21 protein-coding genes and 1 pseudogene are annotated in these 26419 nt (G+C 65.1%); 8 read left to right on the top strand and 14 right to left on the bottom strand.

The features are described from left to right. Positions 1–16: 16 nt before the first annotated feature. On the top strand, positions 17–3493 hold the full coding sequence (locus tag ACVW1B_RS41105; protein ID WP_456822939.1) for an indolepyruvate ferredoxin oxidoreductase family protein: 3477 nt from the start codon (positions 17–19) through the stop codon (positions 3491–3493). Here ACVW1B_RS41105 and mctP read toward each other — a convergent pair. From mctP to ACVW1B_RS41085, 4 genes are all read right to left on the bottom strand, one after another. Next, on the bottom strand, positions 3464–4954 hold the full coding sequence (gene mctP / locus ACVW1B_RS41100; RefSeq protein WP_225162209.1) for a monocarboxylate uptake permease MctP: 1491 nt from the start codon (positions 4952–4954) through the stop codon (positions 3464–3466). The genes ACVW1B_RS41105 and mctP overlap by 30 nt on opposite strands. 10 nt (positions 4955–4964) lie before the next feature. Next, positions 4965–5150, bottom strand: a complete 186-nt coding sequence (locus ACVW1B_RS41095; protein WP_038384255.1) for a DUF3311 domain-containing protein — start codon at positions 5148–5150, stop codon at positions 4965–4967. Between the two features lie 145 nt (positions 5151–5295). Further along, the gene (locus ACVW1B_RS41090; protein ID WP_456777672.1) at positions 5296–6267 is read right to left on the bottom strand and encodes a tripartite tricarboxylate transporter substrate binding protein; all 972 of its coding nucleotides are present in this window, start codon (positions 6265–6267) and stop codon (positions 5296–5298) included. Positions 6268–6525: 258 nt separating this feature from the next. Further along, positions 6526–7437 (bottom strand): LysR family transcriptional regulator, encoded by a 912-nt coding sequence (locus ACVW1B_RS41085; RefSeq protein WP_456777673.1) that lies wholly within the window; start codon positions 7435–7437, stop codon positions 6526–6528. Positions 7438–7579: 142 nt separating this feature from the next. Here ACVW1B_RS41085 and ACVW1B_RS41080 point away from each other — a divergent pair, with 142 nt between their 5' ends. The 4 genes from ACVW1B_RS41080 to ACVW1B_RS41065 all read left to right on the top strand — a co-directional run bounded on the left by ACVW1B_RS41080 (position 7580) and on the right by ACVW1B_RS41065 (position 12490). Beyond that, complete coding sequence (locus ACVW1B_RS41080) at positions 7580–8728, top strand: HlyD family secretion protein (RefSeq protein ID WP_456777674.1); 1149 nt, start codon at positions 7580–7582, stop codon at positions 8726–8728. A 261-nt stretch (positions 8729–8989) separates the two neighbouring features. Further along, the gene (locus ACVW1B_RS41075) at positions 8990–10153 is read left to right on the top strand and encodes an IS4 family transposase (RefSeq protein WP_057015126.1); all 1164 of its coding nucleotides are present in this window, start codon (positions 8990–8992) and stop codon (positions 10151–10153) included. Between the two features lie 234 nt (positions 10154–10387). Then, the gene (locus tag ACVW1B_RS41070) at positions 10388–12004 is read left to right on the top strand and encodes an MDR family MFS transporter (protein WP_456777675.1); all 1617 of its coding nucleotides are present in this window, start codon (positions 10388–10390) and stop codon (positions 12002–12004) included. 27 nt (positions 12005–12031) lie between these two features. After that, complete coding sequence (locus ACVW1B_RS41065; protein WP_028332972.1) at positions 12032–12490, top strand: carboxymuconolactone decarboxylase family protein; 459 nt, start codon at positions 12032–12034, stop codon at positions 12488–12490. 242 nt (positions 12491–12732) lie between these two features. Here the strand turns inward: ACVW1B_RS41065 and ACVW1B_RS41060 are convergent, their stop codons facing one another. The 7 genes and pseudogenes from ACVW1B_RS41060 to ACVW1B_RS41030 all read right to left on the bottom strand — a co-directional run bounded on the left by ACVW1B_RS41060 (position 12733) and on the right by ACVW1B_RS41030 (position 18532). Beyond that, positions 12733–13593, bottom strand: a complete 861-nt coding sequence (locus tag ACVW1B_RS41060; RefSeq protein ID WP_456777676.1) for a D-amino-acid transaminase — start codon at positions 13591–13593, stop codon at positions 12733–12735. Positions 13594–13927: 334 nt separating this feature from the next. Further along, on the bottom strand, positions 13928–14659 hold the full coding sequence (locus ACVW1B_RS41055) for an amino acid ABC transporter ATP-binding protein (RefSeq protein ID WP_057015476.1): 732 nt from the start codon (positions 14657–14659) through the stop codon (positions 13928–13930). A gap of 69 nt (positions 14660–14728) precedes the next feature. After that, a complete protein-coding gene (locus tag ACVW1B_RS41050; protein WP_225162205.1) occupies positions 14729–15421 on the bottom strand; it encodes an amino acid ABC transporter permease in 693 nt (230 codons plus the stop codon). Between the two features lie 2 nt (positions 15422–15423). Continuing rightward, complete coding sequence (locus tag ACVW1B_RS41045) at positions 15424–16155, bottom strand: amino acid ABC transporter permease (protein ID WP_050385176.1); 732 nt, start codon at positions 16153–16155, stop codon at positions 15424–15426. 151 nt (positions 16156–16306) lie between these two features. Next, positions 16307–17225 (bottom strand): annotated as a pseudogene (locus ACVW1B_RS41040) (amino acid ABC transporter substrate-binding protein). 30 nt (positions 17226–17255) lie between these two features. Next, positions 17256–18119 carry an alpha/beta fold hydrolase gene (locus tag ACVW1B_RS41035; RefSeq protein WP_456777677.1) on the bottom strand — a complete coding sequence of 288 codons (864 nt, stop codon included), beginning with the start codon at positions 18117–18119 and terminating at the stop codon, positions 17256–17258. After that, positions 18116–18532, bottom strand: a complete 417-nt coding sequence (locus tag ACVW1B_RS41030; protein WP_310883303.1) for a hypothetical protein — start codon at positions 18530–18532, stop codon at positions 18116–18118. The genes ACVW1B_RS41035 and ACVW1B_RS41030 overlap by 4 nt, the downstream gene beginning before the upstream one ends. Positions 18533–18919: 387 nt before the next feature. On the opposite strand from ACVW1B_RS41030, the gene ACVW1B_RS41025 reads away from it, so the two are divergent. The 3 genes from ACVW1B_RS41025 to ACVW1B_RS41015 all read left to right on the top strand — a co-directional run bounded on the left by ACVW1B_RS41025 (position 18920) and on the right by ACVW1B_RS41015 (position 22077). Then, entirely contained in the window at positions 18920–19885 is a 966-nt protein-coding gene (locus tag ACVW1B_RS41025; RefSeq protein ID WP_038384272.1) for a Bug family tripartite tricarboxylate transporter substrate binding protein, read from the top strand. 191 nt (positions 19886–20076) lie between these two features. Next, a complete protein-coding gene (locus ACVW1B_RS41020; protein WP_028332964.1) occupies positions 20077–20562 on the top strand; it encodes a tripartite tricarboxylate transporter TctB family protein in 486 nt (161 codons plus the stop codon). Positions 20563–20568: 6 nt separating this feature from the next. Next, positions 20569–22077, top strand: a complete 1509-nt coding sequence (locus tag ACVW1B_RS41015; RefSeq protein ID WP_028332963.1) for a tripartite tricarboxylate transporter permease — start codon at positions 20569–20571, stop codon at positions 22075–22077. 157 nt (positions 22078–22234) lie between these two features. On the opposite strand, the gene ACVW1B_RS41010 is transcribed toward ACVW1B_RS41015, so the two are convergent. The 3 genes from ACVW1B_RS41010 to ACVW1B_RS41000 all read right to left on the bottom strand — a co-directional run bounded on the left by ACVW1B_RS41010 (position 22235) and on the right by ACVW1B_RS41000 (position 26266). Continuing rightward, positions 22235–23080, bottom strand: coding sequence for an IclR family transcriptional regulator (locus tag ACVW1B_RS41010; RefSeq protein WP_057015479.1), 846 nt, complete (start codon positions 23078–23080; stop codon positions 22235–22237). Positions 23081–23327: 247 nt separating this feature from the next. Then, entirely contained in the window at positions 23328–24617 is a 1290-nt protein-coding gene (locus tag ACVW1B_RS41005; RefSeq protein WP_456777678.1) for an MFS transporter, read from the bottom strand. Between the two features lie 269 nt (positions 24618–24886). Beyond that, a complete protein-coding gene (locus ACVW1B_RS41000) occupies positions 24887–26266 on the bottom strand; it encodes a M20 family metallopeptidase (protein ID WP_253604367.1) in 1380 nt (459 codons plus the stop codon). Positions 26267–26419 lie beyond the last annotated feature (153 nt).

The raw sequence follows: 26419 nt of genomic DNA, 5'->3' as shown, positions 1-26419 counted from the left end.
CCCGGAGAGGTCAGTCATGGGCCAGATGCCGTTGCTCGACGCCTATCAGCTGTCCGAGCGCTACAGCCGCGACCGCGGCCGCGTCTTCCTCACCGGCACGCAGGCGATCGTCCGCATCGTGCTCGACCAGGCGCGGCGCGACCGCGCGGCCGGCCTCAACACCGCGGGCTTCATCTCCGGCTATCGCGGCTCGCCGCTCGGCGGCGTCGATCTCGAACTGTGGAAGATCGGCGAGCAGCTCAAGGACAGCCGCATCGAATTCCTGCCCGCGGTGAATGAGGACCTCGCGGCGACCGCCGTACTCGGCTCGCAGCAGGTCGAGACGCAAAGGGATCGCGAGGTCGATGGCGTGTTCGCCCTGTGGTACGGCAAGGGCCCCGGCGTCGACCGTTCCGGCGATGCGCTGAAGCACGGCAATGCCTATGGCTCTTCGCCGCGTGGCGGCGTGCTCGTCGTCGCCGGCGACGACCATGGCTGCGTGTCGTCCTCGATGCCGCATCAGTCCGACGTCGCCTTCATGAGCTGGTTCATGCCGACGCTGCATCCGGCCGATGTCGGCGAATATCTCGCATTCAGCGAGTATGGCTACGCGCTGAGCCGGTTCTCCGGCATGTGGGTCGGCTTCAAGGCGATCTCGGAGATCGTGGAATCCGGCGCCTCGGTCGAGCTTTCGCCGCCGCGCCGTTTCGTGCAACCGGATTTCGTGCCGCCGCCCGGCGGCCTGCATTATCGCTGGCCGGATCTGCCGGGCCCGCAGATCGAGGAACGGCTGGAGGCGAAGAAGCACGCGGTCTACGCGTTCGCGAAAGCCAATCCGATCGATCGCCACATCTACGACATCAAGGATGCGAGCTACGGCATCGTCACCACGGGCAAGGCGCATCTCGATCTGATGGAGGCGCTGCGGCTGGTCGGGCTGGATGAAGCCGCCTGCCGCCGCTTCGGCATCGACATCTACAAGGTCGGCATGGTGTGGCCGCTGGCGCTGCACGATGCGATGGAGTTCGTGAAGGGCAAGCGCGAGATCCTCGTGGTCGAGGAGAAGCGCGGCATCATCGAGAGCCAGTTCAAGGAGTATTTCTACGACTATCCCGGCGCCAAGCCGGACCGGATGGTCGGCAAGCATGACGAGAGCGGCGCGCGGCTGATCTCCTGGACCGGCGAATTGTCGCCGCGCATGCTCGCCGACGTGCTGGCGCGCCGGCTCGACCCGATGTTTCCGGAATTGCAACTCGCTCGCCGCGTTGCCGCGCTGGTGCCCGAACAGGACCGCATGATCGCGGTGCCGGGCGCGACCCGTACGCCGTATTTCTGCTCGGGCTGCCCGCATAACACCTCGACGAAAGTGCCCGAGGGCTCCAAGGCGCTGGCCGGCATCGGCTGCCATTTCATGGCAAGCTGGATGGACCGCGAGACCTCGTCGCTGATCCAGATGGGCGGCGAAGGCGTCAACTGGGCGGCATCGTCGAAATTCACCGGCAACAGCCACGTGTTCCAGAATCTCGGCGAAGGCACCTACTATCACTCCGGCTCGATGGCGATCCGGCAGGCGATCGCCGCGAAAGCCAACATCACCTACAAGATCCTGTTCAATGACGCGGTGGCGATGACCGGCGGCCAGCCGGTCGACGGCCCGGTCAGCGTGCAGGCGATCGCGCACTCCGTCCGCGCCGAGGGCGTCGCGCGGATCGCGCTGGTCTCCGACGACCCCGCGCATTTCTCGCCGGCCGACCTGCCCGTGGGCGTCACCATCCATCCGCGCGAGGCGATGGACGCCGTGCAGCGCGAGCTGCGCGCTGTTCCCGGCGTCACCGTGCTGATCTATCAGCAGACCTGCGCCACCGAGAAGCGGCGGCGGCGCAAGCGCGGACAGATCAAGGATCCCGCGCGCTTTGCCTTCATCAACGACCTCGTCTGCGAGGGTTGCGGCGACTGCTCGGTGGAATCCAACTGCCTCAGCGTCGAGCCGAGGGAGACGCCGTTCGGCCGCAAGCGCCGGATCAACCTCTCGACCTGCAACAAGGATTTCTCCTGCCTCAACGGCTTCTGCCCGAGCTTCGTCACCATCGAGGGCGGCAAGCGGCGGGCGAAGAGCGCGAGCGCGATCGATCCGCTGACGCGTGCAGCGGCGCTGCCGATGCCGGAGCTCGCGGCGCTCGAGCGGCCCTATGATCTCTTGGTCACGGGCGTCGGCGGCACCGGCGTCATCACGGTGGGCGCGCTGATCGCCATGGCGGCGCATCTCGAGGGCCGCGGCGTCTCGGTGCTCGACTTCACTGGTTTTGCGCAGAAGTTCGGCCCGGTGCTGAGCTACCTGCGGCTGGCGGCCACACCCGACGCGCTGCATCAGGTGCGGATCGACCAGGGCGCGGCCGACGCGCTGATCGGTTGCGACCTCGTGGTGAGCTCGTCGGCAAAAGCATCCGGCACCTATCGCAAGGGGATGCGCGCTGCGGTCAATACCGCCGAGATGCCGACCGGCGACGTGGTGCGCTTCCGCGATGCCGACCTCGCCTCGCCGGTTCGCTTACGCGCCATCGAGCGGGTGATCGGGTCGGGCAACCTCACCATGATCGACGCCAACGCGCTGGCCGAGCGGCTGCTCGGCGACAGCGTCTTTGCCAACATCATCATGCTCGGCTTTGCCTGGCAGCAGGGCCTGGTGCCGGTGTCGCTGGATGCGCTGATCCGCGCGATCGAATTGAACGGCGTCGCCATCGAGCGCAACAGGCAGGCGCTGGCCTGGGGCCGGATCGCCTTCGCCGATCCGGAGTTCTTGCCGAAGGCCGACGGTGCTGCGGCCGATGTGCCCGAAACGCTGGAGCAGGTGATCGCGAGGCGCGCCGATTTCCTCAGGGCGTATCAGGACGAGGCCTATGCCGCGCGCTATCGGGCGACAATCGACCGCGTGCGTCGCGCCGAAGTGGCGCTCGGCAGCGAGACCTTGACCGACGCCGTGGCCCGGTCGCTGTTCAAGCTGATGGCCTACAAGGACGAATATGAGGTGGCGCGGCTGCATATGCAGTCGGGCTTCCTCGACGAACTCAGTCAGGAGTTCGACGGCGACTTCACGGTGCAATATCACCTTGCGCCACCGTTCCTCCCGGCGCAGCGCGATGCACGGGGACGGCCGAGGAAGCGCGCGTTCGGACAATGGATCCAGACGCCGCTGCGGTTGCTCGCGGGCCTGAAAGGGCTGCGCGGCACGGCGTTCGACGTGTTCGGCTATACCGCGGAGCGCCGCACCGAGCGCGAGCTGATCACCTGGTATGAGGCGCTGATCGAGACCATGCTCGGCAAGCTCGACAAGGCACGGCTGCCCGATCTCGTCGCGCTGGCAAAGGCGCCGATGGAGATCCGCGGTTATGGGCCGGTGAAGGATGCCGCGATCGAAAAGACCAGAGCGGAGGTCGCGCGGCTCACCGCACGACTTGCCTCCGCGCCGTCAGACCAAGGCGACGGCTCAGGCCGCCGCGCGGCGCTTAGCGGGTGATATCAGGCCGACTACGACGGTCGCGAGCACCGCCACGACGATGTTGAGCAGCAGCGCACCGAGGCCGACATAGAAGCTGTAGCTGGCATCGCCGAGCGAGATGCTGGCGAGCGGCTTCAGCCCGTTGCTCCACGCGGTATATGTGCCCCAGCCGATGCCGACCGCCCAGCCGAGCAGCAGCCCTTCGGCACGGAACCAGACGGTGAACAGCCCGAACACCAGCGCCGGCAGGGTCTGCACGATCCAGAGGCCGCCGAGCAGTTGCAGGTCCAGCGCATATTGCGTCGGCAGGAACAGGATGAAGGCGAGCGCACCGACCTTGACCACCAGCGATGTGATCTTCGCCACCGACGCCTCACCGGCGTGCGAGATGTCCGGGTTGACGTAGGACTTCCAGACATTGCGCGTGAACAGGTTGGCGGCGCCGATGCTCATCACCGCCGCCGGCACCAGCGCGCCGATCGCGATCGCCGAGAACGCAAAGCCCGCGAACCATTCCGGGAACAGCGTCTTGAACAGCATCGGCACCACGTCGTTCGGCGAAGTCACCTTGATGCCGGCGGCATAGGCCATGTAGCCGAGCAGCGCGATCAGGCCGAGCAAGAGCGTATAGGCCGGCAGCAGGATCGCATTCTTGCGGATGGTATCCGCCGACTTCGAGGCGAAGATGCCGGTCAGCGTGTGCGGATACATGAAGGCGGCGAGCGCCGAGCCCAGCGCCAGCGTCGCATAGGGCAGATACTGTCCGGGCTTCAACGTCAGGCCGGTGGCGCCGCCCTTCGCCGTGAAGGCGTCGTTGGCGGCCGAGAACACCGCGCCGTAGCCGCCGAGCTTCGCGGGCACCACGACCACGGCGGCCAGCACCACGATGTAGATCATGATGTCCTTGACGAAGGCGATCAGCGCCGGCGCGCGCAGGCCGGAGCTATAGGTATAGAGCGCGAGGATCACGAAGGCGGCGATGATCGGCAGTTCGCCGGACAGCCCCATCGCCTTGATCACGACTTCCATGCCGATCAGCTGCAACGCGATGTAGGGCATGGTCGCGACCAGGCCGGTCAGCGCCACCGCGAGCTCGAGCGCGCGCGAGCCATAGGCGCCGTGGACGACATCGGCGGCGGTGACGTAGCCGTTCGCATGCGCCTTCTTCCACAGCACCGGCATGACAGCGAATACGAAGGGATAGACAATGATGGTGTAGGGCAGCGCGAAGAAGCCGTAGGCGCCGACCGCGTAGACCAGCGCCGGCACCGCGATCACGGTGTAGGCGGTGTAGAAATCGCCGCCGACCAGGAACCAGGTGATCCAGGTGCCGAACTGGCGGCCGCCGAGGCCCCATTCGTCGAGATGCTCGCTGACCGGGCCGGATTTCCAGCGCGCCGCGAAGAAGCCCATCACGGTGACGAGCGCAAAGAAGAAGATGAAGACGCAGAGCGCCACCCAGGCGATGTGATCGGTCATGGCTGTCCCCTCACCGCGGCTCGTCGGCATCGGGCCGGCGGCTGCGATAGACCAGCCAGATCAAGAGCGAGGAGATCGGCACCCAGGCGAGCTGGTACCAGTAGAAGAAGGGAAAGCCGAACAGGGAAGGCTCGACGAAATTATAGAACGGCACCCACAGCAAGCCGATGAACGGCAGCAGCAACAAAATCCACATGGCCTACTCTTTGACGCAAGACACAGCTCAAGGCGGGAGGTTCCGCTGATCATGGCAACGATCCAGGAACCGGTCCGTTGCGTCTAGAATCACGGTTACGGCAATGCGACGCAAAAAGATGTGATCGTCACCTGGCGCATGCCGCCTATTCGGCCTTGATGCCGGCGTCCTTTATCACCTTGCGCCAGCGCGCTTCCTCGCCGGCAAAGTAGCGGTCGAGCTCGGCCCGCGGTGAGGCCACCATCACGAGGCCCTCATTGACGCTGAGCTTCTTGAAGGCCTCCGCCTGCACGGCCTTTGCCGCCGATCTGTTGAGGCGATCGATGATGTCGGGCGGCGTATTCGCCGGCGCGTAGAGGCCGTACCAGGATTCGGCGACATAGCCGGAGGCGCCGGCTTCCGACACCGTCGGCAATTGCGGGAACGCGGCCGAGCGCTCAGCGGACGTCACTCCGATCGCGCGCAGCTGCCCGGCCTCGACCAGCGAGGCGCAGCTTGCCACCGTGGTGAACATCACCTGGATCTGGCCGCCCAAGAGGTCGGTGATGGCGGGCGCCGCGCCCTTGTAGGGAACGGTGGTGAGATTGACCCCGGCCATGTGCTTGAACAGTTCGCCGGCGAGATGCGCCGAGGTGCCGGTGCCATAGGTGCCGTAGGACAGCTTCTGCGGATCGGCCTTCGCGGCCGCGATCAGATCGGCAATCGACTTGATCGGCGAAGCGGGATTGACCACAACGACGTTGAAGGAGCGCGCCACCAGCGCCACGGGCGCAAAATCCTTGTGCGCATCATAAGGCAGCTTGCTGTAGAGGCTCGGATTGACCGCGTTGGCGAAGGTCGCCATCAGCAGCGTGTAGCCGTCGGATGGGCTCGCCGCGACGCTCTGCGTGCCGATGATGGTGCCCGCCCCCGGCTTGTTCTCGATGATGACGGTGACGCCGAGATCCTTCTGCATCTCCTGCGCCAGCGTCCGCGCCACGACATCGGTGCCGCCGCCCGGCGCAAACGGCACCACGATCTTGACGATGTGGTCGGGATAGGCGGCGCGCGCCGGCAGTTGCAGCAGCAGGTTTGCTGCGAGCGCGAACAGGAGTGATGCGAGGAGACGAAACGGCATGGCAGGCCCCGGCAGCAGGCGGTGCCGTCTTCATACACGCGAACGCTATGCAAGGGATGCCGGGCCGTCATGACGCGGTAGGAACGTCGTACTATTAGTCCCGTCATCCCCGCGCAAAGGCTTCGCCTTTGTCGCTGGAGGTGCGAGCGGAGCGAGCCTCGAAGGATGAACGGCCAGCAGCCGGGCCGTGCATCCTTCGAGACGCCGCTGCGCGGCTCCTCAGGATGACGGGGTGAATCTAAGTGCGAGCTCCTTCGCTCACGAATACGGATTGATCAGCTTCTGCTGCTCGGTGGCGTGGTGGACCAGCAGGTCGATGAAGGTGCGGACCTTCGCCGAGAGATGATGGCGGTGCGGATAGACAGCATTCATGGTGAGCTCGACCGGCCGGTATTCGGGCAGCAGGCGGACCAGTTGTCCCGACTCCAGTTCGTCGCGGACCAGGAAGCCGGCCGCGAGGAAGACGCCGACGCCGGCCAGCGCCGCGAGCTTCAGGGTTTCGCCGCTGTTGGAGATCAGATTTCCGGAGACGCGCACCGCAGCCGGCGTTCCCTTGCGGTCGGCGAAGCGCCACTCGTCGCCATAGGGATAGTTGGCGTGACGCATGCAGTTGCGCGCGGAGAGATCGGCCAGCAGCGTTGGCTTGCCGTGCTGTTCGATATAGCCGTGCGAGCAGCACAGCACGTGGCGCCAGGTCGCGATGGTGCGCACGATCAGGCTGGAGTCCGGCGGCGGCACCATGCGCACCGCGAGATCGTAGTTCTCGTCGATCAGATCGGCATTGCGCTCGCCGATCGTGAGATCGAGCTTGACTTCGGGATAGGTGGCGAGGAACTCGGCCACCGCCGGCGACAGGAACTGGACGAGATGGGTGTTGGTGAAGATCCGCAGCGTGCCGCGCGGCACCGATTGCTGGGCGCCCGCGATGTCGTCGGCCTGCTCGATATCGGCGAGGATCTGGACGCAGCGGTCGTAATAGGCCTGGCCGACCTCGGTGAGGCTGACCTTGCGCGTGGTGCGGTTGAGCAGCCGGGCGCCGAGCCGGTCCTCCAGCGACTGGACGTGGTTGCTCACCATGGTGGTGGACATGTTGAGCTTGCGCCCGGCGGCGGAGAAGCCGCCGGAATCCACGACCCGGACGAAGGCGGTCAGGCTGGTCAGGCGATCCATGCGGTAAGGTCCGGATTATCAGCGCTGGCTTGATAATGCTTCCAGTTTTATCGGGATTATCACAGCGGGGAGGACATTGCATCTAAGGGGCGTACTGGGCGCCCTTTCTGGAAGGACGCGAATGTTCGACCCGGAGGATGCCATGTCGACCACTACTTATGTCCCTGAACAAGCAACAAAAATCGGCCTCCGCCCGTCGCGGAAAACGGTCAAGCGGGTGGCGCTCGGGCTCGCCGCGATCATCGGCGCCGCCGTGGCAGCCGACTTTGGTTACGACTACGTCACCACCGGCCGCTACCTCGAAACCACCGACGACGCCTATGTGAAGGCCGACTCCACGATCATCGCCCCGAAGGTCTCGGGCTACATCGCCAAAGTGCTGGTCACCGACAACCACCCGGTGAAGGCCGGCCAGTTGCTGGCCGAGATCGACGACCGCGATTACCGCACCGCGCTCGGCCAGGCCAAGGCCGATGTCGACGCCGCCAGCGCCTCGGTACGCAACCTCGATGCCCAGCTCGAACTGCAGCAGCCGATCATCGACCAGAGCACGGCCGACGTCACCGCCGCCGAGGCCAACCTGAAATTCGCGCAGGAAGAGCAGACCCGCTACGACGGGCTGATGAAGTCCGGCTCCGGCACCATTCAGCGTGCGCAACAGACCGACGCAGCGCTGCGCGCCAACACCGCGCAATTGCAGCACGCGAAGTCGGCGCTGTCGGCGGCGCAGCGCAAGGTCGACGTGTTGACCACGCAGCGCGCCCAGGCCGCAGCGCAGGTGGACCGTGCTCGCGCGGTCGAGCAGCAGGCCGAGCTCAACCTGTCCTATGCCCGGATCACCGCGCCGGTCGACGGCACGGTCGGCGCCCGCACGCTGCGCGTCGGGCAATATGTGCAGGCCGGCACCCAGCTGATGGCGGTGGTGCCGCTGGACGCGGTCTATGTGGTCGCCAATTTCAAGGAGACGCAGCTGACCCATGTGCGCAACGGCCAGCCGGTCGAGCTCACGGTCGACAGTTTTCGCGGCACCACGCTGAAGGGCCATGTCGACAGCCTGTCGCCGGCCAGCGGCCTCGAATTCGCGCTGCTGCCGCCCGACAACGCCACCGGCAATTTCACCAAGATCGTGCAGCGCGTGCCGGTCAAGATCGTGCTCGACGATCAGAGCCTCACCGGCCTCTTGCGCCCCGGCATGTCGGCGATCCCGACCGTCAACACCAAGGCAACGGTGCTGGCCGAGCGCGAGGAGAAGCGGCGGCTGGCATCAGTGACGCGGGCGAACGGCGGATAGGACCAAACGCTTCTTCGGCTGGCTCCGCGCGATCGATCACCCATCGGTGGTCGATCGCGTTTTGCTGTCTACGCCCTCTTCGCCTCTCCCGCTTGCGGGTGGGGGCTCTCTCCGCGAGTCATCTTGTGGAGAGAGCCCCCACCCCACCCTCCCCCGCAAGCGCAGGGGTGTCCGGGGAATGATTCACTGTGTCGCGGTGCATGCTCGGCAGGACCGAGGCAAATCGGTCTTTTCTGGTTGTCGAGACACAGAGGGCCGAGCATGCGATATCGCGGTAGCATTTTTGGAAGGCTGCTTGAACCGATCAATCGACGGCAGTTTCAGACGGTTGTGGATCGTCTGGACGGGGATGCCTACGACAAGTCGTTCAGGAGCTGGGATCATCTGGTGGCGCTGATCTATGCCCAGCTTAGCGGCAACAGCAGTCTGCGCGGGGTGGTGACTGGCTTCAACGCCAATTCGCAGCATCACTATCACTTGGGAACCGGCAAGCTGTCGCGCTCGACGTTGTCCGATGCCAATGCCCGCCGTCCGATCGGCATTTTCGCGCAAACCTTTGCGGCGCTGTCGGCGATGGCGCGTCGCCAGCTGCGGAGTGAAGGCATGGAGATGGTGCGTCTGATCGACGCCAGTCCGATCCCGCTCGGCAAGGTCTGCAGTTGGGCGACGTGGAACGGCCGCATCCGCGGCATGAAGCTGCATGTCGTCTACGACCCAAGGAGCGATGTCCCGACCTGCGTCGAGATGACGGCCGCGAACGTCAATGACATCGAGATCGGCCGACAGACCCCAATCCAGCCCGCCACCACCTATGTGTTTGACAAGGGCTATTGCCGTTTCGACTGGTGGCAGAAGATAAATGATAGCAAGGCTTTCTTCGTTACCCGGGCGAAGACGAGCATCCGTCTTCGCTCGCTCAGGCATCGCGCCATCCGCAAGCGTAACGGGGATGGCTTCGAAATCCTTGCCGATGACGAGGTGAAGCTCACCAGCAAGGGCGATTCGCGCCTTCCAATCCCGCTCCGCCGCATCAAGATCAGACGCGAGAAAGGCGGCAAGATCACACTCCTGACCAACGACCTTGCCCGTAGCGCCGTCGAGATCGCCGCCCTCTACAAGAGCCGATGGCAAATCGAGCTGCTGTTCCGCTGGATCAAGCAGCATCTCGATATTCGCAAGTTCCTCGGCGCCAACGACAACGCGATCCGCCTTCAGGTGCTCGCTGCGATGATTGCCTACCTGCTGCTGCGCATCGCCGCTCACACCAACTGCATCAAAATGCTCCCGCTCAGGTTCGCCGAACTCGTCGGCCAGCTCCTGCTCACGCGTCGATCCCTCGCTGCCATCGACAAACCTCCGCCCATCAACCCCAGCCGTCGGAAATCAACCATCTCACCTGACCAGATGGAGCTCCGCTATGCCTGAATTTCCCCGGACACCCCTGCCGCAAGCGGGAGAGGGAGCTTGAGAGGCGTGCTCACCTCACTAGTCGACGGCACGCAGGCCAAACGCAGCCGTCGTGCCGTGGTCATAACCGCAGTCGCTCTCTCAGCCGCAGCCGTTGATTATCAACCTCTACCGGACAATCCTTCCAGTCTTTCTCGGATTATCGAAACCGGCCGCCTAATACATCTTGTGTGGGTAGCAAGGACGACCTCGATGACCGCACTTCACCCCACAGCCGACGCAGCGAACGCCGCCGCGCTCCCCGCCCCCGCAGCGCCGGCGGCGCCGGCGATCCCCACGAAAACCTGGATCGCGGTGATCGGGGCGACGCTCGGCGCGTTCATGGCTGTGCTGAACATCCAGATCGTCAACGCCTCGCTCGCCGACGTGCAGGGCGCGATCGGCGCCGGGATCGACGACGGCGGCTGGATCTCGACCTCCTATCTGATCGCCGAGATCGTGGTGATCCCGCTCTCCGGCTGGCTCGCGCAGGTGTTCTCGGTGCGCATCTATCTGCTCACCAATGCGTTCCTGTTCCTGGTGTTCTCGGCGGCATGCGCGCTGGCGCAGGACCTGCCGCAGATGATCGCGCTGCGCGCGGTGCAAGGCTTCACCGGCGGCGTGCTGATCCCGATGGCGTTCACGCTGATCATCACGCTACTGCCGAAGGCCAAGCAGCCGATCGGGCTCGCGCTGTTCGCGCTGTCGGCGACGTTCGCGCCGGCGATCGGCCCGACCATCGGCGGCTATCTCACCGAGAACTGGGGCTGGCAGTATATCTTCTATGTCAACCTGGTGCCGGGCGCCGTGATGATCGCGATGCTCTACGTCTCGCTCGATCCGAGCCCGATGAAGCTGTCTCTGATCCGCCAGGGCGACTGGCTCGGCATCATCACCATGGCGATCGGCCTCGCCGCGCTGCAGACCGTGCTGGAGGAAGGCAACAAGGACGACTGGTTCGGCTCGCCCTTCATCGTCCGCCTGTCGGTGATCGCCGCCGTCGCGCTGGCCGCCTTCCTGATCGTCGAGTTCACCGTGGAGAAGCCGCTGCTCAATCTGCGCCTGCTCGCCCGCCGCAATTTCGGCTTCGGCATGCTGGCCAACTTCCTGCTTGGCATCGCGCTGTACGGCTCGGTATTCATCCTGCCGCAGTACCTCGCGCGCATCCAGGGCTACAATGCCGAGCAGATCGGCATGGTGCTGGCCTGGACCGGGCTGCCGCAGCTCGCGCTGATCCCGCTGGTACCGCGGCTGATGCAGCGCTTCGACCCGCGCCTCATCATCGGCGTCGGCTTCGCGCTGTTCGCCGGCTCCAACTTCATGAACATCTTCATGACCAACGACTACGCCACCGACCAGCTGTTCTGGCCCAACATCGTCCGCGCCATCGGCCAGGCGCTGGTGATGGCGCCGCTGTCTGCGGTTGCGACCGCGGGCATCGAGCTGGAGAATGCGGGCTCGGCCTCCGCGCTGTTCAACATGATGCGCAACCTCGGCGGTGCGGTCGGCATCGCCGTGCTGCAGACGCTGCTGACCAAGCGCGAGCAATATCACTCCAACGTGCTGATGCAGTCGGTCTCGCTGCTGGAACAGGCCACACGGAACCGGATTGAGCAGCTGACGCAGTATTTCATGAACCACGGCGTCGCCGACCAGGCCGCGGCCGCCCACCGCGCAATCGCGGCGATCGGCAAGGTCGTGCAGAAGCAGGCCTACATCCTCGCCTTCAGTGATACCTTCTATCTGCTCGGCGTCGCGCTGATCATCGCACTCGCGGCGACACTCTTCCTGAAGAAGCCGGGCCAGCTCGCTGGCGGCGGTGCGCACTAACCCAAACCACAACCACGGAGAACGACCATGAAGCCCCGTATGAACTTCTACCAGGCCGCACCCGAGACCATCAAAGCGCTGGTCGCGGTCGAAAACCAGATCGCTGCGAGCGGCCTCGAGCAATCGCTGATCGAGCTGGTCAAGACCCGCGCCTCGCAGATCAACGGCTGCGCCTACTGCATCAACATGCACACTGAGGATGCCCGCAAGCACGGCGAGACCGAGCAGCGGCTCTATTTGCTCAACGCCTGGCGCGAATCCCCGCTCTACAGCGAGCGCGAGCGCGCGGCACTGGCCTGGACCGAAGCGCTGACGCTGGTTGCGGAGACGCATGCGCCCGACGCCGACTATGAGGCCGTGCGCGCCCAGTTCTCGGACAGCGAGCTGGTCAACCTGACCACGCTGATCGGCGCGATCAACGCCTGGAACCGGATCGCCATCGGCTTCCGCGCGGTGCATCCGGTGAAGGCGAAGGCGGCGGCGTAAACAGCGCGGACGATCCATCCCCGTCATCCTGAGGAGCCTGCGCAGCAGGCGTCTCGAAGGATGCACGGCCACAGCCGGGCCGTCGACCCTTCGAGGGCCGCTGAAGAAGCGGCCACCTCAGGGTGACGGTGCCAAGGCGATGCGCAGACCGTAGGGTGGGTTAGCCGAAGGCGTAACCCACCATTCTCTCCGCGGTGAGCAAAGTCGGTGGGTTACGCTGCGCTAACCCACCCCACCCAGCGTCAAACCGCCGTCGCGCGGGCGAACTCGACGTAGATCTCGCGCAGGCGGTTGGTGATCGGGCCGACCTTGCCGCCTCCGACCTTCTTGCCGTCGATCGCGACCACGCCCTGCACGAACACAGAGGCGCTGGTGATGAAGGCTTCCTTGGCAGCGAGCGCTTCCTCGATCGTGAAGGCGCGCTCCTCGATGCGCAGCTGGCGTTCCTCGGCGAGCTTGACCACCGCCTTGCGGGTGCAGCCGGGCAGGATCTCGTTGCCGTTCTGCCGGGTCACGATGACATCGTCCTGGGTGACGATGAAGGACGAGGACGAGCCGCCCTCGGTGACCTTGCCGTCCTCGATCATCCAGGCTTCGCCGGCGCCGGCCGCGGCGGCCGCCTGCTTGGCCAGCACCTGCGCCAGCAGCGCCACGCTCTTGATGTCGCGCCGCTCCCAACGGATGTCGGGTACCGTGATGACGTTAATGCCGGTCTTGGCCGAGGGCGCGTTGATGATGTCCTTTTCCGAGGTGAACATCACGAGCGTCGGCTTGACGTCGGCCTTCGGGAAGGCGAAGTCGCGGCCCTTGTCGGCGCCGCGGGTGACCTCGAGATAGACCATGCCGTTGACGAGGTCGTTGCGCGCAACCAGCTCCTTCTGGATCTCCTCGATCCGCTCCAGCGTCTCCGGCAGCGCGAGCTGGATCTCGCCGACCGAACGCTTGAGCCGCGCCAGATGCGAGGCGTTGTCGATCAGCTTGCCCTCGAGCACCGCCGCCACCTCGTAGATGCCGTCGGCGAACAGGAATCCGCGGTCGAAGACCGAGACCTTGGCCTCCGAATGCGGCACGAACGAGCCGTTGACGTAAGCGATCTTTTCCACGCGAGTTCTCCTGCCGACGAAGGGGGTTTCAGGCCTTCGTATACGCAAATTGTTAACGGGGGAAAACCCTGTAGCCGCCGTCATTCCGGGGCGATGCGCAGCACCGAACCCGGAATCTCGAGATTCCCCGTACGCAATTGCGCACCTGCGGTCTGGTCCCTCGGACCATCCCGGAATGACAGCCAGGCCCTCCACGTCATTGCGAGCGAAGCGAAGCAATCCATAGCGCCGCCTACGCGGATGGATGGATTGCTTCGTCGCTTCAGCGCAAATTGCCTTGCAATTTGTCGCGAGCTCCTCGCAATGACGGAGGGGCGTCCGGCGCTCCCCGGCCTCAGTGCTGCAGGATCTTCGACAGGAACTTCTGCGCGCGGTCGCTGCGCGGCGTGCCGAAGAAGTCGGCCTTCTTGGCGTCCTCGACGATCTCGCCGCGGTCCATGAAGATGACGCGGTCGGCGACCTTGTTGGCAAAGCCCATTTCATGGGTCACGACCATCATGGTCATGCCCTCGCGGGCGAGGTCCACCATGACGTCGAGCACCTCGCTGATCATCTCCGGATCGAGCGCCGAGGTCGGCTCGTCGAACAGCATCGCGATCGGGTCCATCGCCAGCGCGCGGGCGATCGCGACGCGCTGCTGCTGGCCGCCGGACAACTCCGCCGGAAACTTCTTGGCATGATCCTTCAGCCCGACGCGCTCCAGAAGCTTCATGCCCTTGGCGGTGGCGTCCTCAGACTTGCGGCCGAGCACCTTCTCCTGCGCGAGGCGGAGATTGTCGATGATCCGTAAGTGCGGGAACAGTTCGAAATGCTGGAACACCATGCCGACGCGCGAGCGCAGCTTCGGCAGATCGGTCTTGGGATCATTGACCTTGACGCCGTCGAGCGTGATGTCGCCGCCCTGGATCGGCTCCAGCGCGTTGACGCATTTGATCAGGGTCGACTTGCCCGAGCCGGACGGGCCGCAGACCACCACCACCTCGCCCTTGGCGACGCTGGTGGTGCAGTCCTTCAGCACCTGGAAGCTCGGCCCGTACCATTTGTTGACGTGGTTGATCTCGATCATGATGGCTCAGCTTTTTTGTTTAGGCATGACCTTGTCGGAAAACCGGTTCCCACTTTTCCGGGTCATGCCTCAGCGAACGATGGCAATGCGCGCCTGCAGGCGGCGAACGCCGTAGGACGCGATACAGGAAATGACGAAGTAGACCAGCGCGGCGAACAGATACATTTCGACCAGGCGGCCGTCGCGCTGCGCGACCTTGCTGGCGGCGCCGAGGAAATCCGGGATCGACAGCACGTAGACCAGCGAGGTGTCCTGGAACAGCACGATGGTCTGCGTCAGCAGCACCGGCAGCATGTTGCGAAACGCCTGCGGCAGCACGACGTAGCGCATCGACTGCGCGTAGGTCAGGCCAAGCGCGCTGGCCGCGGCCGGCTGGCCCTTCGAGATCGACTGAATGCCGGCGCGCATGATCTCGGAGAAATACGCCGCCTCGAACGCGATAAAGGTGATCAGCGAGGAGGCGAAGGCGCCGACCGTGATCGGCCGCGACGCGCCGGTCAGCCACTGCCCGATATACGGCACCAGGAAGTAGAACCAGAAGATCACCAGCACCAGCGGCAGCGAGCGGATGAAGTCGACATAGAAGCCCGCGATGCGCCCGAGCACCTTGTAGCTCGACAGCCGCATCAGGGCGATCAGGGTGCCGAACACCAGGCCGCCGAACGCGGCGAGCGCGGTCAGGGTCAGCGTGAAGCGCATGCCCTCCAGGAACAGGTAGGGCAGCGAGCGGCGGATGACGTCGAAATCGAAACTGCCGATCATCGTCATTTGCCCGTGATGTAGCCGGGGATCGCGACATAGCGCTCGAGGAAGCGCATCGCGGTCACCACGACGAAATTGAGGAGCAGGTAGAGCACGGTTGCCGCCGTGAACGCCTCGAACACCTGGAACGAGAACTCCTGCATCGAGCGGGCCTGGCCGGTCAGTTCGATCAGGCCGATGGTGATGGCGACCGCGCTGTTCTTGATGGTGTTGAGGAATTCGGAGGTCAGCGGCGGCAGGATGATGCGGAATGCCATCGGCAGCAGCACGTAGCGATAGGTCTGCACCGTGGTGAGGCCGAGCGCGGTCGAGGCCTGCTTCTGCCCGCGCGGCAGCGAGGTGATGCCGGCCTGCAATTGCACGGCGACGCGCGCCGACATGAAGAAGCCGACGCCGATCGCGGCGGTCCAGAACGGCGCATTCGGCAGTTGCTTCAGCCACAGCCCGGCCGACCGCGGCAGCAGTTCGGGCAGCACGAAGAACCACAGGAACAGCTGCACCAAGAGCGGCATGTTGCGGAAGAACTCGACCCAGCAGAAGCCGATCCACGACGCGGTCCGCGACGGCAGCGTGCGCAGCACGCCGATCACCGAGCCGGACACCAGCGCGATGATCCAGGCCAGCACCGACACCTTGACGGTGACCACCAGCCCCGACAGCAACAGGTCGAGATAGGTGCCGGTCCCCATCGGGTTCGGCTCAAGGAAGATGTGCCAGTTCCAATTGTAGTTCACAGGTCCCCCACGCGGCCGTGCCGGTCACGGCATTACGCCGGCATCGCGCGCGGCGTCTATGCAAATGTCCGGCCATTCTCCTCCAAAAATGGCCGGACATGCTAACTTTCAGGACCCGCTCCCAAAAGGGACGACGGGTCATACACAGCGGTCAGTTGACCAGATAGGCATCCGGATCCGGAGAGTCCGACGGCTTCGCAAACTGCTTCTTCATCTCCGGTCCAGCCGGCGAGTTGAGATTAAGGCCCTTCGGCGGGATCTTTTGGGTGAACCACTTGTCATAGATCTTCTGGCCCTCGCCGCTGGTGTAGAGCGCGGCGGTTGCGGCGTCGACGACCTTCTTGAACGGCGCGTCGTCCTTGCGCAGCATGATGCCGTAGGGCTCGGGCTTGGAGAACGCGTCCTTGGAGATCACGTAGTCATCCGGCGACTTCGAGCCGGCGACGAGGCTCGCGAGCAGGATGTCGTCCATCACGAAGGCGACCGCGCGATCGGTCTCGACCATCAGGAAGGCCTCGGCATGATCCTTGGCCGGGATGATATTGACGCTCAGCCCGCGCGCGAGGTTGGCCTCGGTCAGCTGCTTGATGTTGGTGGTGCCGGCGGTCGAGACCACCGTCTTGCCCTTCAGATCGTCGATCGAATTGATCTTGCTCGCCTTCTTGGTGACGTAGCGGCTGGCGGTCAGGAAGTGGCTGTTGGTGAAGGAGACCTGCTTCCTGGCGCTCGGCATTGTTGGTGGTCGAGCCGCATTCGAGGTCGACGGTGCCGTTGGCCATCAGCGGAATACGCGTCGCCGAGGTCACCGGGTTGAGCTTGACCTCGAGCTTGTCGAGCTTCAGCTCCTTCTTCACGGCATCGACGATCTTGTAGCAGATGTCCATGGCGTAGCCGACCGGCTTCTGGTTGTCGTCGAGATAGGAGAACGGGATCGAGGAGTCGCGGTAGCCGAGCGTGATCGCGCCGGTGTCCTTGATGTTCTTCAGCGTGCCGGTCAGCTCCTGGGCTTGCGCCTGGCTCGCGCCCAGCGCGGCGGCGAGCGCGAAGCCGATCAGATAGTTGCGTGTCATACGTCTACTCCTTGCGTGGAAACGGTCGTTCTAGTGCGTGAGAATATCAGCGAGGACGGGTGCGATATAGCGGCGAAACTGTTCCGGATTCTCGCTCATCGGAAAATGACCGAGCTGCTCCATGATCGTGACGCTGGCGCCCCCTATTGCCGCTGCCGTCCGCCTCGTGTCCTCAGGCGTGCAAGAGAAATCATACTCGCCCGTAAGCAGATAGAGGTTGCATACTTTAGTCTCGATTGACGCGACCCGGCCGCGCAGGTCGCCGTCGACACGGTAGAAATACAGGTCGCCCTTGAACACGCCGGGGCCGCCCTGCTTGTAGGCCCACAGCGTTTCCATCCGCGCAGGCTCCGGGCTTTGCGGGGCGATCAGCCCGGACACCAGCGCGGCGCAGACTTCGCCGCCGTGAACGTCCGGCCGGTTCAGCCAGTTGGTGTCATACCACGGCGCCTGGAAATCGGCAGCCTCGAGCCCGATCAGCGCGCGGAACTCGGCGGCATATTCGATCGCAAGGTTAAGCACGATGCGGCCGCCGATCGAGCAGCCCATCACGACAGGCTTCTCCAACCGCAGCGCACGGCAGAAAGCGCGGATGGTCTCGGTGTAGCGCGCAGTGGTGAGTTGGTATTCATCGCCGGTCCAGCTCATCGGCGGATTCGACTTGCCATGCCAGGGCATATCGAAGGCAATGATGCGGAAATTTTCGGCAAATTGCGTATCCGCGAGCAGATGGCGCCACTGCCGCGCATCCGATCCCGCGGTGTGCAGGCAGACCAGCGGAATGCCCGTGCCGTTCTCCTCGAAATAGATCCGGTGCAGCTCGCCGCCGATCTCGACGTGAACGTAGCGGCCGACCATCGGCTCGATGTGGCCGTCCATGATCTTGCCGCTCATGATACGGCCGCCGCGAAATGCTGCCGCGGCAGCGCCAGCAGGTCCTTGAAGTATTGCAGATGCGCCATGAAGGGATGCAGGTCGCCTTCCAGCACGGCCTCGCCGCGCTTGGTCAACGCCAGCAGATCGTGCCAGCCGGGCTTCGGCTCGGCCTGCCAATAGGCGGACCAGGCCTGCGGCGTCGCGCGATAGGAAAAGCGCCAGGAGCGCATCAGGACCGGCGAAGGCGCAAGTTCGACGATGCGCCCGGCCCGGATCGCGGCATGAAACGGCCGCGCCATCGGGCCGATCAGGCAGTCGCAATCGAGCAGCCGCCCGCGCGCAAGCAGCCGAGGGGCCTCGTCGAGCAACGCGGGAAGGCCGGCAAACGCCCTCGTCACAGCGTCGTCGGTGGCGTCAGGCGATGGCGTCATCTGTCGGGCGGCGTTCCTGCAGCGGGCGGCGCCATGATGACGGCAACCGCGCAATCCCGCAAGGCGCCGATGCCTTTGGGTTCCCTTGATTATTCGCTTGACCAAACCCGGCTTGCCGGTCAGGCGCGCACACCCCGCGCCCTCCCGGCACATTGCCAGGAACGGCCAATCCGTCCGACCAAAGGCCGATTGAATTCCGCGGCTCGGCAGGTCGCGCCAAATCGCGGCAGACCAATTGTCGCAGCCGGCGCTTCGAGCGCAATTCGCGCTTCCGTTGCCCGCCCCGTTCTGTCCAATGCGCTCGGTCCCAGCATGACAGGGACAATCATTGCCAACACCGAACAAGACGCGGCCGCGATCGAACGCGGTCATAAGGGAGAGATCGAGATGTCGCACCGCAATCGCTTGATGGTCCTGCTCGCCGCCGCCGGCATGCTGGTGTCAACAGCGGCGCTCGCGCAGGACTATCCGACCAAGCCGATCACGCTGATCGTGCCATGGCCGGCGGGCGGCTCGACCGATATCTCGATGCGCGCGATCGCCGAGAGCGCCTCGAAGGTGCTGGGCCAGCCGATCGCGGTCGACAACAAGGCCGGCGGCGGCGGCACCGTGGGTCCCGCGACGATGGCCGCCGGCGCCAAGCCCGACGGCTACACCATCGCCCAGATCCCGATCACCGTGTTCCGCCTGCCCCTGATGCAGGAGGTGTCCTGGGATCCGGCGAAGGATTTCTCCTACATCATTCACCTCACCGGCTACACCTTCGGCGTCACCACCAACGCGGAGTCGCAGTTCAAGACCTGGCAGGACGTGGTCGATTTCGCCAAGAAGAACCCGGGCAAGGTGACCTATGCGACGCCCGGCACCGGCACCTCGCTGCATGTCGGCATGGAACAGATCGCCCTGATGGCCGGGATCAAGCTGACCCAGGTGCCGTTCAAGGGCGGCGCCGAGACCAATGCGGCCGTGCTCGGCCAGCACACCATGCTGCAGGCGGATTCCACCGGCTGGCGGCCGCTGGTCGATGCCGGCAAGCTCCGCCTGTTGATGGTGTGGACCGGCGCGCGCTCGCCGAACTATCCGGACGTACCGACGCTGAAGGAGCTCGGCTACCCCATGGTCTATGACTCGCCGTTCGGCATCGCCGGCCCCAAGGGCATGGACCCCAAGATCGTCGCCAAGCTGCACGATGCCTTCAAGAAGGCGATCGAGGACCCGGCGGTGATCGCGACCCTCGCCAAATACGACATGGTGCCGAACTACAAGAACACCGAGGACTACAAGAAGTTCGTGGGGGAGGTCACCGAGTCCGAGCGCAAGGTGATCGACACGCTCGGGCTGGCCAAGAAGTAAGGACTGGCCGCGAAGTCTCCGTCCGTCATTGCGAGGAGCGAAGCGACGAAGCAATCCATCCCTCCGCACATGCGGTGAAATGGATTGCTTCGCGGAGCCTGTCATCCGGCGGCGCTTCGCGCCGACCGGGTGGCTCGCAATGACGGGGATAGGTCGATGCCCCACCTTGCGACTTGACGAGAGCACATCCCATGACAGACCAAACCAACGTCAAATTCCGCCTCAACAACTCCGAGCTCTGGGGCGGGCTGATCGGGCTCGGGCTCGGCGCCTTCGTGATCTGGTCGGGCCTCAAGCTGAAGCTCGGCACCATCAACGATCCCGGCTCCGGCTACGTGCTGTTCTACACCGGCATCCTGATGTGCGTGTTCGCGGCCTCGATCATGATCGCGGCGGTCACTGAGGGCGGCCCGACCTTCGCCTCGCGCTGGGAGAATGCGCGCTGGGGCAAGCCGGTGCTGGTCATCGTCTGCCTCACCGCGTTCGCCTTTGCGCTGGAGCCGCTCGGCTTCCTGTTGTCGGCGATCCCGCTGATGCTGTTGCTGCTCCGCGTGATCGATCCGGTGCGCTGGTCGCTGGCGATCCCGCTGTCCATCCTTGCCCCGCTCGGGATGTGGTGGGTGCTGAAGCACCTGCTCGCGATCCAGCTGCCGAGCGGCATGTTCGAGATCGGTTGAGCGCCCATGGATACTCTCGTCAACGTCGCCCACGGCCTCGGCGTCGCGCTGCTGCCGATCAACCTGCTCTACTGCTTCATCGGCGTGTTCATCGGCACGCTGGTCGGCGTGCTGCCCGGCATCGGCCCGATCTCGGCGATGTCGCTGCTGCTGCCGGTGACGCTGTCCGGCACGCCGGAATCCGGCATCATCATGATGGCCGGCATCTATTACGGCTCGATGTATGGCGGATCGACCACCTCGATCCTGGTCAATATCCCCGGCGAAGCGGCTTCCGTCGTCACCTGCATCGACGGCCACCAGATGGCCAAGCAGGGCCGCGCCGGCCCCGCGCTCGGCATCTCCGCCTTCGGCTCGTTCATCGCCGGCACCTTTGCGCTGATCGCCCTGATGCTGGTGGCGCCCTCGCTCGCCAGCGTCGCGATCGCGTTCGGGCCGGCCGAATATTTCAGCCTGATGGTGCTCGGCCTGGTGGTGCTGACCTTCCTCACCCAGGGCTCGATGGCCAAGGCGCTGCTGATGGCCTGCATCGGCGTCGTGCTCGGCCTGGTCGGGCTCGACAGCATCACGGCGCAGCCGCGGCTGACCTTCGGCCGCCTCGAGCTGATCGACGGCATCGGCCTGGTGCCGGTCGTGATGGGCCTGTTCGGCGTCGCCGAGGTGCTGCTCAACACCGAGCAAGCGATCAAGCGCGACATCATCAAGACCAGGATCAACCAATTGCTGCCGAGCAAGGAGGACTGGAAGGCCAGCGCCGGACCGGTGGCGCGCGGCACGGTGCTCGGCTTCTTCCTCGGCATCCTGCCCGGCGGCGGCGCCGTGGTGGCATCGTTCGCCTCCTACGCGCTGGAGAAGCGGCTCTCGAAGCATCCGGAGCGCTTCGGCCACGGCGCGATCGAGGGCGTCGCGGGGCCGGAATCGGCCAACAATTCCGCGGCCGGCGGCGCCTTCATTCCGCTGATGACGCTCGGCATCCCACCGAACGTGGTGATGGCGCTGCTGCTCGGCGCCTTCGTGATCCACGGCCTGCAGCCCGGACCGTTGATGATCTCGCAGAACCCGACGCTGTTCTGGGGCATCGTCGCCAGCATGTATATCGGCAACCTGATGCTCTTGGTGCTCAACCTGCCGATGATCGGCATGTGGGTGCAGCTGCTGCGGCTGCCCTACAACGTGCTGTTCCCGCTGATCATCCTGTTCACGATCATCGGCGTCTATTGCTCCAGCAACAACGTGTTCGACGTCCACGTCATGATCGCGTTCGGCGTGATCGGCTATTTCATGCGCAAACTCGGCTACGAGCCGGCGCCGCTGGTGCTGGCCTTCGTGCTCGGGCCGATGCTGGAGAACAATCTGCGCAAGTCGCTGATCCTCTCCCAGGGCAACCTCATGACCTTCGTGGAACGGCCGATCTCGGCGATCTGCCTCGCCTTCGCGCTGGTGCTGCTGGTCGGCCCGCTGCTGCCCTCGCTGCGCAAGAAGCGCGAGCTGGTGGCGCTGGATGAGGGGGCGTAGGAGAGCGAGCCCGACTTCAGCCGCGCCGGCAGCGCGCCCCCTCGCCCCGTTCTTACGGGGAGAGGGTTGGGGTGAGGGGCTGCCTCCGCAAGCACGGTGATAGCAGTATCCGCGGAGGCCCCCCTCACCCGCACGCGGGGAGAGGCAAAGTGGCAGCTCAACCGACCTTCGCCGCACGCCCGTTCTTCGGCGCCTGGGCCAGGGCGCGGGCCAGCACCTGGGCTTCCTTCTTCAGCATGTCGGCGAGCTCGCCTTCTCGGCGGCGGATGCGGTCGGACGCGGCGCCGATCGAGAGCGCGGCGACCACCTCGCCGGCATCGTCGCGGACCGGCACGCCGACGCCGCCCATGCCGGGGAACGCGGCGTCGATCAGCACGGTGTGGCCGGCCTTGCGTGCCATGGCGATCCGCTCGCGCAGGAACTTTGGCGTGATGCGCGGCGATTTCGCCAGCCGCGGCACGATCACCTCGATCACAGCCTCGATCTCGGCATCCGGCAGCCAGACCAGCAGCGCCAGCGCGCCGGCGCCGACGCCGAGCGGACGGCGGCTGCCGATCTGCAGATAGTTCGGCTGCAGCGGATGGTTGCCGACCGAGCGCGCCAGATAAAGCGCCTCAACGCCGGAGCGCACCGACAGCAGCGCCGTATCGGCCGAGCGCTCCGACAGCCGGAGCAGGCTCGGCTGCGCCAGCTCGGCGATGTCGACCGAACGGCGCGCGCCGACCGCCATCACCCGCGCCTCCTGGCCGAGCTCATAGGTCTTGGCGCCGGCGACGCGGCTGACGAAGCCTTCCTCAATCAGCGAGTTGAGAATGCGCAGCGCCGTCGCCTTGTTCAGCGAGGTGGAGTCGGCGATGTCGGTGAGCCGCAACGGCGAGCGCTGCGCCAGCACGCGCAGGATCGCGCAGACCTTCTGGATCGCGTTGAACTTGTCGGGTTGGCCCGGCTCCGGCAGTGGCCTCTTGCGGCTGGTCCGTGCGGTCGCAGTCGTGGAGGCGTTCATGCCCTGGCCTTCCTTGCCGTCAATTCCAAATCCTGAACCGCGCACGACGTTTAGACGCGCCCGGCGGACATCATCCTAGGACGGATGACGTGCGCCGGACACCGTATACTTTCGTCAGATGAAACTTTGATTTCGACTATCTACGCTGCTGTGCAACAATAAGGATATTTGAATTTCGCATCACGAAATCTGATGCGGTTAGCATGATCCTTTCGAAAAACCGCTTCGCACTTTTTCGGATCATGCGCTACGCCAGCCGCAGCCTGCGGATCGTGAACAGCGCGCAGAGGCTGAGGATGCAGACGGCGGTGAGATAGTAACCCGGCGCGAGCTCGCCGATCGCCGCGAAGCCACCCATCCAGGTCATGATCGCCGGCCCCATGCCGCCGAACAAGGTGACGCCGATATTGTAGCTGAGACCGAGCCCGGTCGCACGCGTCGCCGCCGGAAACAGTTCCGACATCAGCGCGGCGAGCGGCCCGTAATACAGCGACTTGAGGACGCCGAGCCAGAGCACGCCGATCAGGATGATCATCGGCGTCGGCTTGCCGGTGAGCAGGAGGAAGGCCGGGAAGATCGACACCAGCAACAGCAGCGCGAACAGGATCATGTGGGTGGTGCGTCCGATCTTGTCGGAGACCATGCCTGCGATCGGCGCCAGCAGCGCAACCGCGGTCTGCGCGGCGAACGAGGCGATGAAGCCAACCGATGGCGCGAGGTTGAGCGTCTTCACCACATAGGTCGGCATGTAGACGATCAAATAGTTGACCGCGGTCGACACCGCGAGCGCGCCGATCGCGAGCATCGTGGCGAGCTTCTGCCGCGCGAACACTTCCCTGACCGGCGATTCCTTCTTCGCCGCCGGCGGCGGGGTCGCATCGTCGACATGGTTGCGGATGTAGATGCCGACCGGGCCGATCAGGACGCCGAACAGGAACGGCAGCCGCCAGCCCCAGGACTGCAGATCCTCCGGGCTCATCAGCGAGGTCAGCAGCGCACCGAAGCCCGCGCCCAACAGACCGCTGACGCCCTGGCTCGCGAACTGCCAGCTCGCCACGAAACCGCGCCGCTCCGGCATGTGCTCGACCAGAAACGCGGTCGAGGAGCCGAACTCGCCGCCGGCGGAAAAGCCCTGCACCAGCCGCGCCAGCAGCACCGCGATCGGCGCCAGGATGCCGATGGTCTGATAGGTCGGCATCAGCGCCAGCACCAGCGTGCCCAGCGTCATCAGCACGATCGACAGCATCAGCGAGGCCTTGCGGCCGTGCCGGTCGGCATAGGCGCCGAGCACGACGCCGCCGATCGGGCGGATCAGAAACGACAGGCCGAAGCTGCCGAAGGTCAACAGCAGCGAGGTGGTCGGATCATTGGCCGGGAAGAACGCCTTGGAAAGATACACCGCGAAGTAGGCGTAGACCGAGATGTCGTACCATTCGAGCGCATTGCCGACCGAAGTCGCAACGATCAGGCGGGTGATGTTTTTCTTGGTCGTAACGTCGGCTTCGGAGTTAATCGGCGTCGATGTCGATAGTGTCATCAAATTTCCTTGGCCGTGTCGGCACTCTTCTCTCAACGCGTTGTACCCGGGCTTATCGTTCGAAGAACGGCGTTGCGTCCGCTCGCCTAAGCCCGGCCATTCACATCCTCCCCGTCATCCTGAGGAGCGGCGTCAGCCGCGTCTCGAAGGATCGACGGCCACCGGCGGGGCCGTGCATCCTTCGAGGCTCGCTCCGCTCGCACCTCCAGCGACAAAGGCGAAGCCTTTGCGCGGGGATGACGGGGAAAAAGCGCGCCCGTCCTTCGACCTTAACGCGCGGCCTCGCCGAGGTCCCAGAACAGGCCGGCCATGATGGTCAGCGCCTCCTCGGTCACCGGCAGCAGGATGTGCTCGTCGGGGGCGTGCTGCGAGCAGCCCGGATAGGAATGCGGCACCCAGATCGTCGGCAGGCCGAGGCCTTCGGAGAACACGTCGTTCGGCAGCGAGCCGCCGAAGTTCGGCAGCACCGCCGGCGCCTTGCCGGTGGTGGCGCGGATCGAGTTCGCCGCCCAGTCGATCCACGGGCTGTCCATGTCGGTGCGCGAGGCGGCAAAGCGCTGCGTGCCCGAGACCTCGACCATCGGGAAACCGTTGTTGTGCAGATAGTCCCGCACCGCGTCGATCACCTCGAGATGCCGGGTGCCGACGACGAAGCGGAGCTGCAGCACGGCGTTGGCCTTGCCGGGAATCGCGTTGGCCGGCTTTTCGATATTGCCCGACGACATCGCCAGCACCTCCAGCGTGTTCCAGGCATAGAGCCGCTCCGCCGCGGTCAGGCCCTCCTCGCCCCAATCTTCCGCCAGCGCCGGTTCGTCTGCCGACGGCTTGACCTCGACGTCGGCGAGCGCGACGCGGACGCGGTTCGAGATCGGCGGGGGTTTCAGGATCTCGAGCTTCATGCGACCCTTGCCGTCGACCAGGCTCGCGATCGCGCTCGCCAGGATCGTGGCGGGATTGGCGAGCACGCCGCCCCAATTGCCGGAATGGTTGCCGCCCTCGCGCAGATTGACGTCGAGATGGATGCGGTTGCCGCCGCGGCAGCCGAGGAAGATGGTCGGCCGCTCCGCCGACAGCCGCGGCCCGTCGGAGGCAATGAACAGGTCGGCCTTCAGCTCCTCGCGATGCGCCTCGCAGACCTCGCGCAGATCGGGCGAGCCGATCTCCTCGCCGGTCTCGATGATGAATTTGGCATTGAAGCCGAGCTTGCCGCCGCGCGCCTGCTTCACCGCGCGCAGCGCCGCCATGTTGATCGAATGCTGGCCCTTGTTGTCGGCGGTGCCGCGGCCATAGACGCGCTCGCCCTTGACCGTGGTCTGCCAGGGATTGAGCCCGTCGCGCCATTCGCCGACCATGCCGTCGACGACGTCGCCATGGCCGTAGGTCAGCACGGTCGGCCGCGAAGCGTCTTCCTGATAGTCGGCAATCAGATAGGGCCCGCGGCCGGTCGGCGACTCGATCAGGTGGGTCTTGAAATCGAGCTCGGCGAAGGCCGGTTGCAGATTCTCCACCAGATAGGCGCGCAGCGCATCGGCCTTGTCGGCATTCAGGCTCTCGGTCTGGTAGCCGACCCTGCGGTCCAGTTCCTTCAAGAACTCTCCCGATTGAAAATGCTCTCGCACCTTTGCGATTGCGTCGGCCCGTGTCGCCATGATTGTTCCTTCGTCCGGTCGCGTCTTGGCATGATCGCACCGGAACGCCACGCTTTGCGTCCCGATCATGCTTCTGGAGGGGCGCAACCTATCGGGATCGGCTCGCGACCGGAAGGGCGCGAAATGCGAATGGGCCTTGCCAAAACGTGGGAA

It is taken from the genome of Bradyrhizobium sp. USDA 4502 (assembly GCF_054063355.1).
This window is presented reverse-complemented; position numbering and strand designations above follow the sequence as displayed.